Annotated in this window: 15 protein-coding genes; 8 read left to right on the forward strand and 7 right to left on the reverse strand. The window is 62.3% G+C overall.

Translation table 11 applies throughout. The features are described 5' to 3' along the window. Window positions 1–2: 2 nt before the first annotated feature. Together ACB030_RS15275 and ACB030_RS15280 are read left to right on the forward strand one after the other, a co-directional pair. Entirely contained in the window at window positions 3–1010 is a 1008-nt protein-coding gene (locus ACB030_RS15275; protein WP_371160931.1) for an ABC transporter ATP-binding protein, read from the forward strand. Window positions 1011–1049: 39 nt separating this feature from the next. Continuing rightward, window positions 1050–1709, forward strand: a complete 660-nt coding sequence (locus ACB030_RS15280; protein WP_371160933.1) for an HAD family hydrolase — start codon at window positions 1050–1052, stop codon at window positions 1707–1709. A gap of 23 nt (window positions 1710–1732) precedes the next feature. Here ACB030_RS15280 and ACB030_RS15285 read toward each other — a convergent pair whose 3' ends face one another. Then, complete coding sequence (locus tag ACB030_RS15285) at window positions 1733–3343, reverse strand: diguanylate cyclase (protein ID WP_371160935.1); 1611 nt, start codon at window positions 3341–3343, stop codon at window positions 1733–1735. Between the two features lie 109 nt (window positions 3344–3452). Between ACB030_RS15285 and ACB030_RS15290 the strand changes: the two genes are divergently transcribed. Both ACB030_RS15290 and ACB030_RS15295 read left to right on the forward strand, forming a co-directional pair. Then, window positions 3453–3896 (forward strand): DUF2214 family protein, encoded by a 444-nt coding sequence (locus ACB030_RS15290; RefSeq protein ID WP_163149405.1) that lies wholly within the window; start codon window positions 3453–3455, stop codon window positions 3894–3896. A gap of 120 nt (window positions 3897–4016) precedes the next feature. Next, the gene (locus tag ACB030_RS15295) at window positions 4017–4928 is read left to right on the forward strand and encodes a DMT family transporter (protein ID WP_205642990.1); all 912 of its coding nucleotides are present in this window, start codon (window positions 4017–4019) and stop codon (window positions 4926–4928) included. Window positions 4929–5114: 186 nt separating this feature from the next. On the opposite strand, the gene ACB030_RS15300 is transcribed toward ACB030_RS15295, so the two are convergent. Beyond that, a complete protein-coding gene (locus ACB030_RS15300; RefSeq protein ID WP_371160937.1) occupies window positions 5115–5972 on the reverse strand; it encodes a GyrI-like domain-containing protein in 858 nt (285 codons plus the stop codon). Next, a complete protein-coding gene (locus tag ACB030_RS15305; protein WP_106885587.1) occupies window positions 5969–6460 on the reverse strand; it encodes a GNAT family N-acetyltransferase in 492 nt (163 codons plus the stop codon). Before ACB030_RS15305 ends, ACB030_RS15300 begins: the two co-directional genes overlap by 4 nt. Before the next feature lie 160 nt (window positions 6461–6620). Here ACB030_RS15305 and ACB030_RS15310 point away from each other — a divergent pair, with 160 nt between their 5' ends. Then, window positions 6621–8069 carry a catalase gene (locus ACB030_RS15310; RefSeq protein ID WP_371160940.1) on the forward strand — a complete coding sequence of 483 codons (1449 nt, stop codon included), beginning with the start codon at window positions 6621–6623 and terminating at the stop codon, window positions 8067–8069. A 711-nt stretch (window positions 8070–8780) separates the two neighbouring features. Here ACB030_RS15310 and ACB030_RS15315 read toward each other — a convergent pair. Continuing rightward, the gene (locus ACB030_RS15315; RefSeq protein ID WP_371160942.1) at window positions 8781–9098 is read right to left on the reverse strand and encodes a YnjH family protein; all 318 of its coding nucleotides are present in this window, start codon (window positions 9096–9098) and stop codon (window positions 8781–8783) included. Between the two features lie 223 nt (window positions 9099–9321). On the opposite strand from ACB030_RS15315, the gene ACB030_RS15320 reads away from it, so the two are divergent. Next, window positions 9322–10443 carry a hypothetical protein gene (locus ACB030_RS15320; RefSeq protein ID WP_371160944.1) on the forward strand — a complete coding sequence of 374 codons (1122 nt, stop codon included), beginning with the start codon at window positions 9322–9324 and terminating at the stop codon, window positions 10441–10443. A gap of 86 nt (window positions 10444–10529) precedes the next feature. On the opposite strand, the gene ACB030_RS15325 is transcribed toward ACB030_RS15320, so the two are convergent. Then, window positions 10530–10907 (reverse strand): hypothetical protein, encoded by a 378-nt coding sequence (locus ACB030_RS15325; RefSeq protein ID WP_106885584.1) that lies wholly within the window; start codon window positions 10905–10907, stop codon window positions 10530–10532. A gap of 195 nt (window positions 10908–11102) precedes the next feature. On the opposite strand from ACB030_RS15325, the gene ACB030_RS15330 reads away from it, so the two are divergent. Together ACB030_RS15330 and ydiK are read left to right on the forward strand one after the other, a co-directional pair. Next, complete coding sequence (locus ACB030_RS15330; RefSeq protein ID WP_371160946.1) at window positions 11103–12482, forward strand: phosphatase PAP2 family protein; 1380 nt, start codon at window positions 11103–11105, stop codon at window positions 12480–12482. 10 nt (window positions 12483–12492) lie between these two features. Then, window positions 12493–13578 (forward strand): AI-2E family transporter YdiK, encoded by a 1086-nt coding sequence (gene ydiK, locus ACB030_RS15335; protein ID WP_371160948.1) that lies wholly within the window; start codon window positions 12493–12495, stop codon window positions 13576–13578. 289 nt (window positions 13579–13867) lie between these two features. On the opposite strand, the gene ACB030_RS15340 is transcribed toward ydiK, so the two are convergent. Beyond that, complete coding sequence (locus ACB030_RS15340; RefSeq protein ID WP_371160950.1) at window positions 13868–14809, reverse strand: DUF4365 domain-containing protein; 942 nt, start codon at window positions 14807–14809, stop codon at window positions 13868–13870. A gap of 392 nt (window positions 14810–15201) precedes the next feature. Beyond that, window positions 15202–16338 (reverse strand): agmatine/peptidylarginine deiminase, encoded by a 1137-nt coding sequence (locus ACB030_RS15345; RefSeq protein WP_371160952.1) that lies wholly within the window; start codon window positions 16336–16338, stop codon window positions 15202–15204. Between the last annotated feature and the right edge of the window lie 9 nt (window positions 16339–16347).

Genomic DNA, 16347 nt, shown 5'->3' on the forward strand with positions numbered 1-16347 from the left:
AGATGTTTCATTTAGAAGTCAATCAGTTGCACAAATCCTACGGCGAGACCCCGGTGTTCGAGGGGATCGAGTTCGGCATCCGCAAGGGGGAGCTGGTGACCCTGCTCGGCCCCTCTGGCTGCGGCAAGTCCACCCTGCTGCGGGCACTGGCCGGGCTCACTCCGGTGGATGGCGGTCAGGTGCGGGTGGCCGGTGAAGACATCACCTGGCAGGCGCCCCAGAAGCGGGGCATCGGCATGGTGTTCCAGAGCTATGCGCTCTTCCCCAACATGACGGTGTGGGACAACGTCGCCTTCGGCCTCAAGATGAAGCCCCAGCCGGGGCGCGAGCTCTCGGCCAGCGTGCAGGAGGCGCTGGAGTTGGTGGAGCTGACCGGCTTCGAGCGCCGCTATCCGGCCGAGCTCTCCGGTGGCCAGCGCCAGCGGGTGGCGCTGGCCCGGGCTCTGGTGGTGCAGCCGCGGATCCTGCTGCTGGACGAGCCGCTCTCGGCGCTGGATGCCCGCATCCGCCGCAGCCTGCGCCAGCAGATCCGCGAGATCCAGCAACGGCTCGAACTCACAACCATCTTCGTGACCCACGATCAGGAGGAGGCGCTCACTATGTCGGATCGCGTCTTCCTGATGAACAAGGGATCCATAGTCCAGAGCGGCACGCCGGAGCAGATCTACACCAGACCCGCCAGCGAGTTTGTGGCGGGCTTTATCGGCAACTACAACCTGCTCGGCGCAGAGCAGGGCAAGTCGCTGTTCGGCCCCCGTTTTCAGGGCAAGCTGGCGCTGCGGCCAGAGTCCATCACCCTGCTGCCCGCCGGGGCGATCAGCAGCGACCCCAGCCTGCCCGGCATCATTCGCCAGCAACAGCTGCTCGGCAACGTGATCCGCTATCAGGTAGAGTGCGAGGCGGGGCTCTTGACGGTGGATTGCCTCAACCGTTCGGCTGGCGATCTGCTGGCCACCGGCAGCGCCGTGACCCTGGCGGTGGCCCGGGATCAGCTCTGTGAGGTAGCATGACGCCGCATTTCATTTCCATTTTCACTGCGAGGAGCGCCCATGGCACTGGCACTGTTTGATCTGGACGAGACCCTGATTGCCGGGGATTCCGCCAGCCTCTGGCTGGAGTACATGGTGGCCGAGGAGCTGGCCCCGGCGGGCATGGTGGCCGAGGAGCAGGGGATGATGTCCCTCTACCATCAGGGCAAGATGGACATGCACCAGTACATGGCTTTTACCCTGCAGCCGCTGGCGGGCAAGTCGCGCCAGTGGCTGGAGCAGCAGTGCCACCACTTTGCCGAGCAGGTGCTGCGCGAGCGCCTCTACCCCGAGGGGCTGGCCCGCATCGAGTGGCACCGCCAGCGTGGCGACGAGCTGGTGCTGATCTCCGCCTCCGGCGAGCACCTGGTGGCCCCCATGGCAAAGATGCTGGGAATGGATCACTGCGTCGCCATCCTGCTCGACGAGGAGGAGGGAAGGCTGACCGGCCAGACCCGCGGCACCCTGAGTTTTCGCGAGGGCAAGGTGGCCCGCATCAACCAGCTCTTTGCCGGACGGGACAACCTCTGGCAGGGGAGCTTTGGTTACAGCGACTCCCACAACGATCTGCCCATGCTGCGGGCGGTGAGCCATCCCCATGCGGTCAATCCGGCCCCCACACTGCGCCAGTGCGCCTCGGAGCTGGGCTGGCCCCTGTGGGAGTGGCAGTTGCTCCCTTGAGCCGCTGAATGAAGAAGAGGCCCTCAGGCCTCTTCCTTGCTCAGCACCCCATCGTCAGCCGGCGGCACCTCGTGCTGCGCCAAGGGGGCGAGCCCTCCCAGATAGATGCGGTTCTTGCCATCGTGCTTGGCGCGATACACCTCGGCATCGACGATATCGAGCAGTCCCTTGGCATCCAGATCGGGGGCGCTCGCCACCAGGCCGCCGCTGAAGGTGATCCCGAGGCCATGTTCACGCCAGTCCAGGGACGCGACCCCAATCCTGTACTGCTCCAGCAGCATCTGGCAGAAGTGGATGTCAGGGTTGGCAAACAGCACCACCAGCTCTTCCCCACCGTAGCGGCAGACCCAGCCGTGATCCTCCAGCAGCTGGTTGCCCAGCTTGGCCACCCGTTTGAGCACCATGTCCCCGGTCTGGTGACCATAGGTATCATTGACCCGCTTGAAGCCATCCAGATCGATCATGGCCAGACAGAAGGCGTGCTGCTCCAGCAGCAGCCGGTTCAGGCGCTCGTCGAAGAAGCGGCGATTGTAGAGGCCGGTCAACTTGTCCAGATTCGCCTGCTGACGGGCCTCGTGGTAATCCTTGCTCACCTCCGCCAGCTCGGCATAGACGTGCTTGAGCTCGCGCATGCCCCCCTGGGGTGCCCCATCGGGCTGCATCCTGCTGGCGCGGATCATGGTGGAGATCTCGTCCAGCATCCGCCTGAAGTAACGGGACCAGACCAGGGCCAGCAGCACATAGAGCACGCTGGCCAGCACCACAACCCCGAGCACGTTGAAGGAGGCCCGCGCCACCACGGCCTGGATGCTCGACGCTGGCAGCACGCTGATCAGCACCCAGTTGCGCTCGGGCAGGCGGCTGTAGGCCACAAACTGCCGGGAATCCGGATCCAGGAAGATGCCATCCTCCTGGCTGAAGCGGGAGAGCCAGTCCGGGTGGGCCATGGGCTTGAGCAGTTGGGACGGGTCAGGGTGGGCCAGCACCTTGCCGGACTGATTGACGATCATCTGGTAACCGTCGCCCAGGTGCCGGTTCAGCTGGGCGGAGAAGGGGGCCAGCACGGCATCCACCGCGAACACCCCGCGCACCTTGCCCTCCTTGTCGATGATGGCCCGCGCGAGCGCGATGACCAGGTTGCCGTTGGTGTAGTCGTAATAGGGCTCGGTCCAGACCATCTTGCCCAGATGCTGGCTGGCCAGCTGATACCAGGGGCGCGTCCTGGGATCGAAGCCCGCATCCGCCTGCCACTCGGGGTAGATCAGCATCTGGCGCTCGGCAGTGCCGACATAGATGTAGATGAGGTCTGCCATGACCCCCTTGTAGAGGCGCCACTCCTTGAGGTAGGACTCCGCATTGTTCAGTCGGGGGCCGCTGATGTCGTCCACCTTCACCTGGTCGTAGATAAGAGTGAACTGGCGTTCCATCTCGTGCAGATAGGGTTCGATGAAGACGTGACGCAACTGGTGGTTGGTGGCGAGCAGGCGCTGTTGCAACTCTTGTTGCAGGCTGCGCTCCATGTGCAGGTAGTAGATGCCACCCAGCATCAGCACCGGGATGAACAACAGCAACAGGCCCAGACGCATCCGGGCTACCAGGGACCAGGTCTTTTTGGAGACTGCTCGCTTATCCAACCCTGACTCCTGCTATCCCCCGACGTCGTGTAGTGTCAGAATATCAGCCCCGCTCTATGGCGTCCAAAGGGAAGCTTGCCATGTGGCCAACGAGAAGGAACTGGCTCGGATGTTGAACCCGGAACTGCTGACAGCGCTCCATTATTGCGCCGTGATCACCCTGACCGGCGCCATCACCTCGGAGTACTTTCTGTTCAGGCGCGGCATGTCCATCGAACAGGTGCGCAAGCTGCTGCTGGCGGACAGCCTGGCGGCGCTGGCGCTGCTGCTCATCTTCATCACAGGCGTGCTCATGGTGCTCGCCCACCCGCTGCAACCGGCGGCCCTGCTGGCCAATCCCGGCTATCGCACCAAGCTGCTGCTGTTCTTCGCCATGGCCCTCAGCTTCGGCTACCCCAGCCGGCTGTTCCATCACTGGCGCCGCTCCCTGCGTCAGGGACGCGCCCCCATAGTCTCCATCCAGCAGCAGTTCTGGGTGATCTGGATCCTCAGGGGCAACCTGCTGATGCTCGCCCTGCTGCCCCTGCTCGCCAGGCTGGCAAGCGGCTGGTAACGTCCCCGGGCTGGCCCCCATCTGATTGCAAATCACCGGCGACAACCCCCCCCGCAGACGGGTATCGTACTGACAGGGGCCCGAGTGCCCCTGTCACTGCTCTCTCAGGGATGAATCCGTATGCGTTCAAACATGATGTTATTGATGGCCGCCGCCATCTGGGGGTTGGGCTTCGTCGCCCAGCGCCTGGGGATGGATCACATGGGGCCCTTCACCTTCAACGGCCTGCGCTTCCTGCTCGGTGCCGCCTCCCTGCTGCCGCTGCTGTGGTGGCTCAAGTCGCGCCAGCCCAGGCCGCAAGCCGGATCACCCGCTGGCGATCGCCGCCTGCTGCTGGTCGGGGGCCTGATCGCCGGGGGCGTGCTGTTCAGCGCCGCCTCCCTGCAACAGGTGGGGCTGCTCTACACCACGGCCGCCAAGGCGGGCTTCATCACGGGTCTCTACATCATACTGGTGCCCGTCATCGGCCTGGCCCTGCGCCACAAGACAGGGGCCAACACCTGGATTGGTGCCCTCATCGCCATGGCCGGGCTCTACTACCTCAGCGTGACCGAGGAGTTCACCATAGGCTACGGCGATCTGCTGCAGGTGATCGGTGCCCTGTTCTGGGCCATTCACCTGCTGGTGCTGGATCACTACTCGAACCGGGTCGCCCCCATACGGCTGGCGGGGGTGCAGTTCGTGGTGTGCGGCCTGCTCAGTCTTGGCACTGCCTTTGTCATCGAAACCCCGACCCTCGGCGGCGCCGTGGCGGGCTGGCAGGCCCTGCTCTACGCGGGGCTGGTCTCGGTCGGCATCGGCTACACCCTGCAGGTGGTCGGCCAGCGGGGTGCCCACCCGGCCCACGCCGCCATCATCTTGAGCCTGGAGACGGTGTTCGCCGCCATCGGCGGTGTGCTGCTGCTGGGGGAGCATCTGGACGAGCGGGCCATAGTGGGCTGCGCCCTGATGCTGGCTGGCATGCTGATCTCTCAGATCCGCTTGCGCTGGTGGTGGAAGTCACGCCGGAACAAGGTGCCCAGCCAACCCTGAACGAGCGAACCTTGGTGGGCTGCGCCCTGATGCTGGCAGGCATGCTCATCTCCCAGATCCGCCTGAGATGGTGGTGGAAGTCACGCCGGAACAAGGTGCCCAGCCAGTCCTGATGTAGGCATGGCGGCATCACCCACCCCCAATAAAACGAGGCGCCTCTGGGCGCCTCGTTTTATTGCCGCACCTTTATCGCACGCTGGAGCAGAAGCTGACATCGTCCTGCAGGGGATCGTTGCTCACGCTGTGATAGAGCTCGAAACAGGGGCCGCTGCCAAACTCCAGCCCGGCGGACACTATGTCGCCTATGTGCTCCTGCCAGCGCGGCCCGTACTGATTGCGATCCGTGATGAGGTAGCGGGACTGGGCGTAGCGCCCGGCAGGGATAAGCTGGGTTTCCACCTCCCCCGCCCCCTGGGTCCCCACCGGCACCGTGACACCTATGTCGGTGCGACACTGGGCCGGCGGCGTCACTTGCGGGTTGTCATGGTAGATGAAGATCCACTCTCCCCCTTCCAGAGCGCGGGGCGCGGCCCACTGGTGCAGGCGGTTGCAGACGGCGTCATAGCCTTCGCCATAGGGGCCTGTGACCCGGATATAGGCCAGGGTGCGGGCATCCATCTCGACGGTTTTCATGGTGTTGCTCCTTGCTGATGAGTGGCCTTCAGCATAAGGGAGGGGGGCATCCCATGCGTGTCCATCCTTGCGCTCATGGTGTCCGTTCTTGCCCTTGTCACGGCGAAACTCCCCCGGGGTGCAGCCATAGTGACGACGAAACGCCTTGGCAAAGGCCTGGGAGCTGCCGAGCCCCGCCCCCAGGGCGATGGTGGTGACGCTGGCATCCGTGTAGCAGAGCTGCCAGGCCGCCCGCTGCATCCGAAGCCGCCGGCACATCTCCCCCGGCGCCTCCCCCACCACTGCGGTGAACACCCGGTGGAAGTGGTAGAGGGAGAGGCAGGCGCGGCTCGCCAGCTCCTCGATGGAGAGGTCCGGCTCCTGCTCCAGCGCTCGCAGCACGGGGGTCAGTCGCTCGCGATAGTCGATCATGACAGACGGACCCGCCCCATATGCAGGGCATCGACGAAGCGCCCTTCACGAAACGCATAGGCGGGTGAGCAACCTTCCTGCTCGAAGCCGAACTTGCGGTAGAGCGCGATAGCGGCCGCGTTGTCGCTGTAGACCGTCAGCTCGAGCCGCTGCAGGTTGAGCCAGTTGTCCGCCAGATCCACCGCCGCCCCCAGCAGGGCCGAGCCCACCCCGCGGCCGGCCCAGTCATCCCGGACCCCCATGCCGATGCCAGCCACATGGCGACGACGTGGATTCGGCTCGAGCCAGAGCCCCAGATCGCCGACCAGCAGTTCATCCACTATGGCCACCAGGCCGTAGCCGCTACGCTCGGCCAACCGTTTCTGCCACATGGCCAGGGTCGGATAGGGCATCTGCAGGGTGCCTGCCTGAGCCTTTGGCATGGCATAGAGATCCCGCAGCCCCTGGGCATCCCCGGCCTCCGCCTGACGAATCCTGATCTCAACCATCCCCTCTCCTCCCTGATGCGTGAACGTCCGTCAAAAATAGCGCCCTTTGTGTCCGTAGCCAACTCCATTCAGGCCACCTATCAAACACTTAGTGCTGACCGATTGGCCCCGCTCGCGCCCCTTGCCGTATCGTGCCTCCATCATCACAAGGAGATGCCCCATGACTGACAAGACCCTGCACAGCGCCAACGGTGCCCCCGTCGTCGACAACAACAACAGCCTCACCGCCGGCCCCCGCGGCCCGGTGCTGATGCAAGACATCTGGTTGATGGAGAAGCTCGCCCACTTCGACCGCGAGCGTATTCCAGAGCGAGTGGTTCACGCCAAGGGCTCGGGCGCCTATGGCACCTTTACCCTGACCCACGACATCAGCGCCTTCAGCAAGGCCGACCTGTTCAACACAGTCGGCAAGCAGACCCCTGTCTTCCTGCGCTTCTCCACCGTGGCCGGTGAGAAGGGGGCCGCCGATGCGGAGCGGGACGTACGCGGCTTCGCCCTCAAGTTCTACACAGAGCAGGGCAACTGGGATCTGGTGGGCAACAACACCCCGGTGTTCTTCATCCGCGATCCCCTGAAATTCCCCGACTTCATCCACACCCAGAAGCGGGATCCGCGCACCAACCTGCGCAGCGCCACCGCCGCCTGGGACTTCTGGTCACGCCATCCGGAGTCCCTGCATCAGGTCACCATCTTGTTCAGCGATCGCGGCATCCCCAAGAGCCTGCGGGAGATGAACGGCTACGGCAGCCATACCTTCAGCTTTATCAACGATGCCAACGAACGCTTCTGGGTCAAGTTCCACTTCAAGACAGAGCAGGGCCACAGCTTCTACACAGATGAAGAGGCGGCCAATGTCGTCGGCCAGGACAGGGAGACCAGCCAGGCCGACCTGTTCAACGCCATAGAGCGGGGCGACTTCCCGCGCTGGAAGGTCTATGTGCAGGTGATGCCGGAGGCCGAAGCCCAGACCTACAAAATCCACCCGTTCGACCTCACCAAGGTGTGGCCGCACAGCGACTACCCGCTGATCCCGGTCGGCGTGCTTGAGCTCAACCAGAACCCGGACAACTACTTCGCCCACGTGGAGCAGGCGGCCTTTACCCCGGCCAACGTGGTGCCCGGTATCGGCTTCTCACCGGATCGCATGCTGCAAGGACGGCTCTTCTCCTACGGTGACACCCAGCGCTATCGCCTCGGCGTCAACCACGGCCTGCTGCCGGTCAACGCCCCGCGCTGCCCCTTCCACCACGGCGCCCACCGCGACGGTGCCATGCGCAGCGACAGCAATGGCGGTGCCAGCCCCAACTACCAGCCAAACCGCTTCGGCACCCAGCAGCCGAGCGAGCAGCACGAACCGGCCCTGAGTCTGGAAGGGGCTGCCCTGCACTACGACTTCCGTGACCATGACAGCGACTACTACAGCCAGCCGGGGGATCTCTTCCGCCTGATGGACGAGGGGCAGCGCGCGCGCCTCGCCGCCAACCTAGCGCGATCCCTGATCAACGTGGAGGATGACGCCATAGTCGCGGCCCAGCTCAAGCACTTCGAGCAGGCCGACCCCGAGTACGCCAAGCGGGTCGAACTGGCACTGGCCGCCCTGCAGCGCTAAGTCGCAGGCAGTAAGCACCTGCAAAAGCAAAACGGGGGCCTGATGGCCCCCGTTGTCGTGATGCTGACGGTGATAAATAAAAAACGGAGCCCGAGGCTCCGTTTTTCAATGCGGTATCCATCCCGGACGCAGCGCCCTCGCGCTCTTCCCGTACCCTTGCCAACCAGTGTTGGTACTACCAGCTCACGACGGCAACGACCTTGTACATTGGCAGAGCGGCACCATTATCCACCTGTGGTAATAAACCTGCCTGCGGTAATGAACCAGTGGTAATGAATAGGAAACGGAGCCCGAGTCTCCGTTTTTTCAATGCGGTATCAATCCCGGACGCAGCGCCTTCGCGCGCTTCCCGCTCCCTTGCCAACAAGCGTTTGTACAACCAGCTCACGACGGCAACGACGTTGTGCCTTGGCAGAGTGGCATCATTATCCACCTGTGGTAATCAACCTGCCTGCGGTAATGAACCTGCAGTAATGAATAAAAAAACGGAGCACGAGGCTCCGTTTTTCAATGCGGTATCAATCCCGGACGGAACGCGCTTCGCGCTCTTCCCGCTCCCTTGCCAACAAGCGTTTGTACCACCAGCTACTGCGACGACGTTGTGCATTGGAAGAGCGACGAGCCATTTCTTAGGTTCCAGCCAAGAGAAGAAAGGAGCTGCATTATGCGACAGGGATCACGGCCGTGTCTGTAGCTGGATCAAGAAAAGGCTCACTGACCCACCCTGATCGTCTCCCTGTTGGCCGCCCCTTCGTCGACGGGCTCGTAGCTGGCGGGTTCGCGCCAGGCCAGGGGCCCGTTGCTCTCCTGGTCGTTCTGCGGGCCGCACTCCAGCCAGAGATCCCCCTGCTGGATGCGAGATCCGAGGGAATATTTCTGATCCTGATACCAGCAGACCCGCTCGGGCAGCGAGCCCAGGGGCAACACCAGCTCCGTGCCCACCGAATGGCTGAGGGTGTTCGACGCCGGGGCCGCCTCTGCAGGGAGGAGCCCGCCGAGGGCAAACAGACAAAACGCGGTTCGGATCATGAGTGACACCTGTGACAACGAGAGAGTGATCCCCTAAAGCGACCACCAGCGTCGCCGACTTGACCAATAAGTGTCGGCTCATCTGGCATTCCGGAAGCAATATGATAGCCTGCCAGCGCCCGCCGATCCCCATGAGTGAAGGGCCGGGCCAGTTCGGGTCATGCTGTCGGGAAAAGACAGTATATAGCCTTATTAATCAAATAATTACTTGGATATGTTGTCGATGCGTATCATGACGTTGCTCAAGGCCGCCTGCCTGAGCCTGATGTTGTCCGCCTGCGTGGCCCCCTTGCTGATGATGAGCCCCACCAGCCAGCTGATGTGGGCCCTGCTCAAACCCCTGGTCGGTTTCGATCCGAACGAGGCCAACCTGTTCGAACAACCGCTGATCAAGGACAGGATGACCGCCATGCTGGGGCCCAACTACGACAGCACCATGCAGCTGCTCAAGACGGCCAACGAGTTGCAGCAGGAGGGGCCGCTGTTTTACGTGGTCTCCCGCTACGCCCCGGTGCCGGATGTGGCCAAACAGGCCGGCATGGTGTGGAACGCCGACACCAACCAGCTCTCCGTCATGTTGCAGAAGGGCGACGGCGCGACCCAGGTGTTTGGCGAGAACCTGACGGCGGCGACCCCGACCTGGCCGAGCGCCATGCAGGAGTGGCAGGCCGGCAACCCGACCGCCACCGCCCTCACCGACGCCGGCAAGGTGATGACGGGAACAAGCGGCTCCCTGCTTGGCAATATGATGGGCAACCTGCAACAGAGCGCCAGCAAGGCCCTGACCGACTCGACCAGTCAGATGATCGGCAGTGTCACCACCTCGGCGCAGCAACAAGCCAGCAAAGCCGTCAGCGATTCAACCAAACAGGCGGTCGACAGCGTCACCACCCAGGCGCAGCAGCAGGCCAGCAAAGCGGTGAGCGACTCGGCCAAGCAGGCGGTCGGCAGTGCCACCGCCTCGGCGCAGCAGCAAGCCAGCAAAGCGGTGAGCGACTCGGCCACCCAGACGGTGAGCGATGCCACCGATATCCTGCGGCAAACCAACCAGGCCGTAACCCGCTCCGCCCAGCAGGCGGTCAGCGATACCGCCAGGCAGGCCGCAGCCAGTGCGCAGCAGCAAGCGGGCAAGGCAGTCGGCGACACCGCCAAGCAGGCTGCAGCCAGTGCGCAGCAGCAAGCGGGCAAGGCCGCCAGCACGGCGCAGCAACAGCTGAACAAGGTGGTCAGCGGGGCGACCGGCACTGTGCAGGCGCAGGCCGCCAAGGTGGAAACCCAGGGGATGAAGCAGAGCGATCAGGCCAGGGCGGATGCCGAGGCCGAGCTGGAGAAGCTGCTCAACTAAGTCGTGCAAGAGGGCGAACCCGTGCACCATGCAAACAGGCCATCCGAGGATGGCCTGTCGTTTATCTGCGAATGGGCAGGGGAGCCTTACAGGTGGCGGTCCTGCTCGGTGGGCTTGGCCACCTTGTCTTCGCTGTGCTCGATGGCGGTGCGGATGAGGTCGACGCCGGCCCGGATGATCAGCACTCCCATGTTGACCAGCTTGACGCAGACCCACATGAAGGTGATGAGCAGGATCAGCTTGAGCACTGTCTGGAAGGCTTCCAGGAAGTTCTGCTCCAGCTGGCTGGTGAGGCCATTGGCACTGGTCATCAGCCAGGTGTAGACCTCGCGCACGAACGGAATGCGGCTCGGCATCTCCAGCACGTCCAGTGCGGCAGGCAAGGCCTGGAAGATGACGATGCTGCCAAACAGTATCAGGATGACGCCGATGGCAATCCCCAGGAAGAAACCGAACTGTCGCATGAAAGGCCCCAAGATGTGTTGAATGAGAAGAACAATAGCCGCCAATACTAGGGACTGCCCGGGCCGACGGCAATCCTTGCGCCCCAGATTGGGCCGAGACACTCCCGCCCTGCGCCGGCCATCCACCGGAAGTCATTGCCCAAGTATCTGATTTCTGTGACCCTTGTCCCCATCTATTCCCTTAGTGGCACCATCATGCCCAGACTCGCTCTCTTACTGCTTCTGCTGCTCGGCTCCCTGTCATCCTCCCTGTTCGCCGCCGAGGCCCCCCCAGGTGCGGCCGCCTGCGTGATCCGCCACCAGCAGGATCTGTTGCTGGTCCAGGACAGGATCTCCGATCGCTACAGCCTGAGTGGCGGCTACATAGACGGGGGCGAGACTCCCGCCCAGGCGGCCCTGCGGGAGCTGTTCGAGGAGACGGGGCTCCATGGCCGGATCACCGGAGAGCTGGGGCGCTGGCAGCGCGCCATGGTATTCGCCTGCCAGACGCTGACCCCCATCCGGGCCCAGCGCGGCTCGGGTTTTGTCTCCCTGCTTGAGGCCCCGAACCTCGGCGGCGAAATTCTCAACGCCAGGCTGATCGATGCCGCCAGCCTGCCCCATGCTCAGCGCCGCTTCCCGACGCAGCTCGACTGGATAACCCCAAGGCTGGCCGAGGTGCCCGAGAGCGAGGTGCAGTGGGTGCCGGACTTCAGTCCCGAAGGCAGCGCCCTGCACAGGGCAGAGCTGCCGCTGATCCAGCGCCTGCAGCAGTGGCTGGGGCCAGACGCGCGCTGGCTTGAGGTCGGCAATCTGCTGGGATCGGCGGCCTTCCAGCTGGCCCTGCTCCCCTTCTTGCTCCCCCTGCTGGGCTGGCCAAGGCTGCGCAGCCTGCTGTTTGCCATGGTGTTGCTCACCCTGCTGGTGCAGCTGCTCAAGGAGGGGGTAGCCTGGCCCAGGCCCTTCCACCTCGACCCCATGCTGGGGCAGCGGAGCGCCCAGGGCTTTGGCATGCCGAGTGGCCACGCCGCCTCGACCCTGCTGTTCTGGGGCCTGCTGCTCGGCGTCCTGACTTCCCTCAGAGCCTGGCAGGGCATGGTGCTGGCCCTGCTGCTGGCGGCCCTGGCCGGGCTGGCCCGCATCTGGCTCGGCGTGCACTTTATCTCGGACGTGGCGGCCGGCCTGGGTCTCGGCGCCCTGCTGCTGGCGCTGCGCTCCCCCCTGGCTGCACTGGCGCAGCGCCAAGCTCCCTGGGTGCTACTGCTGCTGGCCTGCGCCCTGGCGGGCGGGCTGACCCAATCCACCGCCCTGGCGGGGCTCGCCATGTTCACCCTGGGGCTGGTATCGGGTAATCTGCTACAACTCGAACGACACCCAGCTCCCGCCCTCCATGCCGCCCTGCTGGCGCTGGCGGGCGGCCTGCTCATCGGAGGGGGGCTGTTCGTGCTCCCTGTGCTCACCGACAGCTCGCTGCTGATCCTGGCGGGTAAAGGGTTACTCTATGGCTGCCTGGGGTTCTGGCTGAGTGCCGCGCTCTGGTGGTTGCTCTCTTTTATCAATACTGGCGCCGGACTCCGGCGCCCCACCCCTCGTTAAAGGGAATGCAATGCATATGAAAAAAGTGGATTTGGCCAAGATCACCCTGGGCCTGCTGTTTCTCAGCCTGCTCATCATCTCGTGCTTCATGGTGCTGCGCCCCTTCCTGCCCGCCCTGGTCTGGGCCACCATGATCACCATAGCCACCTGGCCGCTGATGCAGATGGCCCAGCGCCTGCTGTGGGGCAAGCGTGCCCTGGCGGCCCTGCTGATGAGCTGCATCCTGCTGCTGATGTTCGTCATCCCCCTGTTCATGGCGCTGGCCAACGTGGCGGAGAAGGCCCCCATGCTGATCGACCTCGGCACCGAGCTGAGCCACTCCCCGCCCCCCGAGCTGCTCTGGCTGCAACAGGTGCCTCTGGTGGGCGACAAGCTGTTCGAGTTCTGGCAGCAGATACTGGCGAGCGGTGGCCAGGTGCTGTTCACCAAGCTGACACCCTACTTCGGCCAGACCGCCCGCTGGCTCGCCTCTCAGGCGGGCAACCTCGGCCTGCTGTTCGTCCACTTCCTGCTGACGGTGGCCATCTGCGGCCTGCTCTATCACTCGGGGGAGAAGGCCGCCGACGGCATTCGCCGCTTCGCCCACCGCCTGGCGGGCCAGCGCGGTGACAACGCCGTGGTGCTCGCCTCCCAGGCCATCCGTGCCGTCGCCATGGGGGTGGTGGTGACCGCCCTGGTGCAATCCTCGGTGGCCGGGATCGGCCTGCTGATTTCCGGCATTCCCTACGTCATGATCCTGGTGGTGCTGATGTTCCTGCTGATCGTCGCCCAGATAGGCCCCTTCCCTGTGCTGCTGGCCAGCGTGGGCTACCTCTACTGGAGCGGGGATACCACCTGGGGCACCTTCCTGCTGGTCTGGTCCCTGCTGGCGGGCACCATGGACAACTTCCTGCGCCCCTTCCTCATCAAGCGCGGCGCCGACCTGCCGCTGATCCTTATCCTGGTGGGCGTCATTGGCGGCCTGCTGGCGCTGGGGATCATAGGGCTCTTTATCGGCCCAGTGGTGCTGGCGGTGGGTTACACCCTGCTGGATGCCTGGATCAAGGAAGATGAGCAACCGGCGACCGCTGCGGTTGAAGCGCCCAAGGCCCAATAACGATTCAGTAACAAGACGAATCAGCCATCCATCGCTGATGCCAAGAGCCGCCCATAAGGGCGGCTCTGTTATTTGTAGTAATTGTGATTATGGTGATCGTGTCAGATTGGTTGATCCGCACCAACCTGCATATCCCATATATTACCGTTCCATGTAGGTTCGATTAGCGAAGCGTAATCGGACGATCGAGATGCAGTTGCCCCGGAGTTTCCGTGAATCAACGGCATCTGGCAGAGGGGAAATACGAGTGGCCGTTATAGCGGGAGAATTGATTTACGCGAACGTCCGATTACGGCTTACGGCTAATCGAACCTACAGGCTTATTCAGTATGTGATCTGAAACAATCAAAAATGCATGGCCCAATTCGTTGAGCTTGAGCTCCAACCTATAGTATTCAACTTCGCCAGCGGCTTCTGTGTACGGATATATAGCATCAGGTTCCTCTTGATAATAGATGCCATTATCCTCATCAATTGCTCGCCTCAGCGAGTCCTGCCAATCTTCCTCTTCATATCCATCTCTGTTTTCTTCATAGAATTCTTCGTCAATAACCGGATAACACCAAGGAAATAAAGCTATAGCCAATTCACGGACACTCAATCCCGTGTAGTACTGGAACCATTCCTTTGCTAAAATATCTTCCCCGTCTTTGTTGTCTATATATACTTCTACTGGTGTACGCCCTAGTGATTTATTAACCCATCTCTCTAACGCTAGTGAGACTTTTCCACCATCAGCAATGTGCTTCATAAGCGGTTCGTCAATCGTGAGTTTTCTAAATCGTTGTTGTTCTGGAGTACCTTCAAACAGTTCTGCTAACTGCTCAATAGCATTCATCCCAAACACATTTGACTTGGGTATTTCTACCTTCCAACCTTTGTTAGTTCTCGTGACAGAGTCTTCATTAATAATTTGCCAGTATGTCTGATTAGTATCTATAAGGTGGGCGACAAGCACTACTGGCAATGAATGCCCCGTCCAATAATCAAGGTGAACTATTTTCCCATAATAGATATATGAGTCTTTCTTTTCTTTAAAATGGCTCGACCCTGTTTTAATTTGCAATGCAAGAAGCTTTCCATCTGGCCTTCCCTCTTGTACTCGCTCTAGGTGAGCATCTATCCCCATATCAACTATGGGTTGCTCTCTAAATATCCAACCCAATTCATTAAGGACAAGACGCTCAACCGCATTAATGCCAATTCTCTCCGTTGAGTCGTAACGTGACATTTTTAAGCCCTAACTGTGATGAGATGGAATGCGGTACTTAGGTCGGCAATAGATCTTCTTATATAACTTCTCACCACCCAGATAACCACAACGAAAAAAGTTAATAATACTACCATCCTGCTTCTGGTACTGAATGTATGCGCTCAATATCCTCTTTTGACTCTATTGCTTGCCACTGAGCAAAAATACACTTCTGGGGCGGCAATGGAAAGCATCACTTGGCCTCGGCGTTGTGAGCAAGTCAGGAGTGTGATCGAGGTGACACGCCATATGGCGTAGTGGGCCAAGATACAGGGCTGCGGCGGTTCAGGGGGGCGTGGTTAACAAAAATGGGCGTGGAGCAATAACCCGGGGCGTTGCAACGCCCCGGGTTATCAGTGGGTAGATGAGGATCAGGCTGGCTGGTGGAGGGTGATGCAGTGAATGCCGCCGCCCCCTGCCGCCACCGGGTCTATGTCTATCTGCACTATCTTGCGCCCCGGATAGAGCCGGGCCAGCAGATCCCGGCAATGGCGGTCAGCCTTGGCATCGCCGAACTGGGGAGCGATCACCGCGCCATTGATGGGCAGGTAGTTGATGTAACCGGCGGCAAAGTCCGGGCTGCGGCTGAATTTGTTGTCCCGTCCGCCCAGGGGCGGCGGCAGCTGATGCAGCTCCAGCTTGTTGCCGTCGGCGTCCGTCGCCTGCTGCAGTATGGCGAGATGCTGGCGGGTCACCTTGTAGTCGTAGGAGTCGGGATCCTTGTCCATGTTGATCACCACCACCCCGGGGCGCACGAAGCGGGCGTAGAAGTCCACGTGGGCGTCCGTGATGTCGCGGCCCTTGATCCCCGGCAGCCAGATGATCTTGCGCAGCCCCAGGTTTGCCTTGAGCTCTGCCTCCACCTGCGCCTTGGTGAGGCCGGGGTTGCGGTTGCTGTTGATCCAGCAGCTCTCGGTCATGATGGCGGTGCCGTTGCCATCCACCTCGATGCCATCCACCTCGATGCCGCCCCCCTCGCCGATGACCTCGCTCTGCAGGTAATGGGCATCCGCCTGGCGGCTCACCAGAGAGGCGATGCTGGCGTCATGGTTGTGCTCCTGCTTGTCCCCCCAGCCGTTGAAGTTGAAGTCCACCAGCCCGAGTTCCCCCTGCTCATCCTGCACGAAGACACCGCCGGTATCCCGCAGCCAGATATCGTCCATCAGGGCGTGAACGAAGTGGGTGTTGCGCTCGCCGCACAGCTGGCGCGCCAGATCCTCGTCATCCTGGTGGCAGAGCACGTTGACCCGGGTGTAGGGCGCCATGGCCTGTACCAGCCGGCCTATGGTGGCCTGCACCTCCTTGTAGTTGCGACCCCAGATCTCGCTGGTGGCACCGAAGGCCACCCAGACCAGGGCCTGGGGGGAGGACTCCTCCGGCATGTGGTAGCGGCTGGCGGCACTGGTCTCGCTGGCGGCGAAGGCCGAGCGGGCGCCGGGCAGGCTGCCGAACCCGGCAATGGCGCCGAGGGCGACCAGTTGTTTCAATACGTGGCGTCGGGAAAACATCTTTCTACT

The organism is Aeromonas sp. S16(2024) (assembly GCF_041403065.1).
Lineage (GTDB): Bacteria > Pseudomonadota > Gammaproteobacteria > Enterobacterales > Aeromonadaceae > Aeromonas.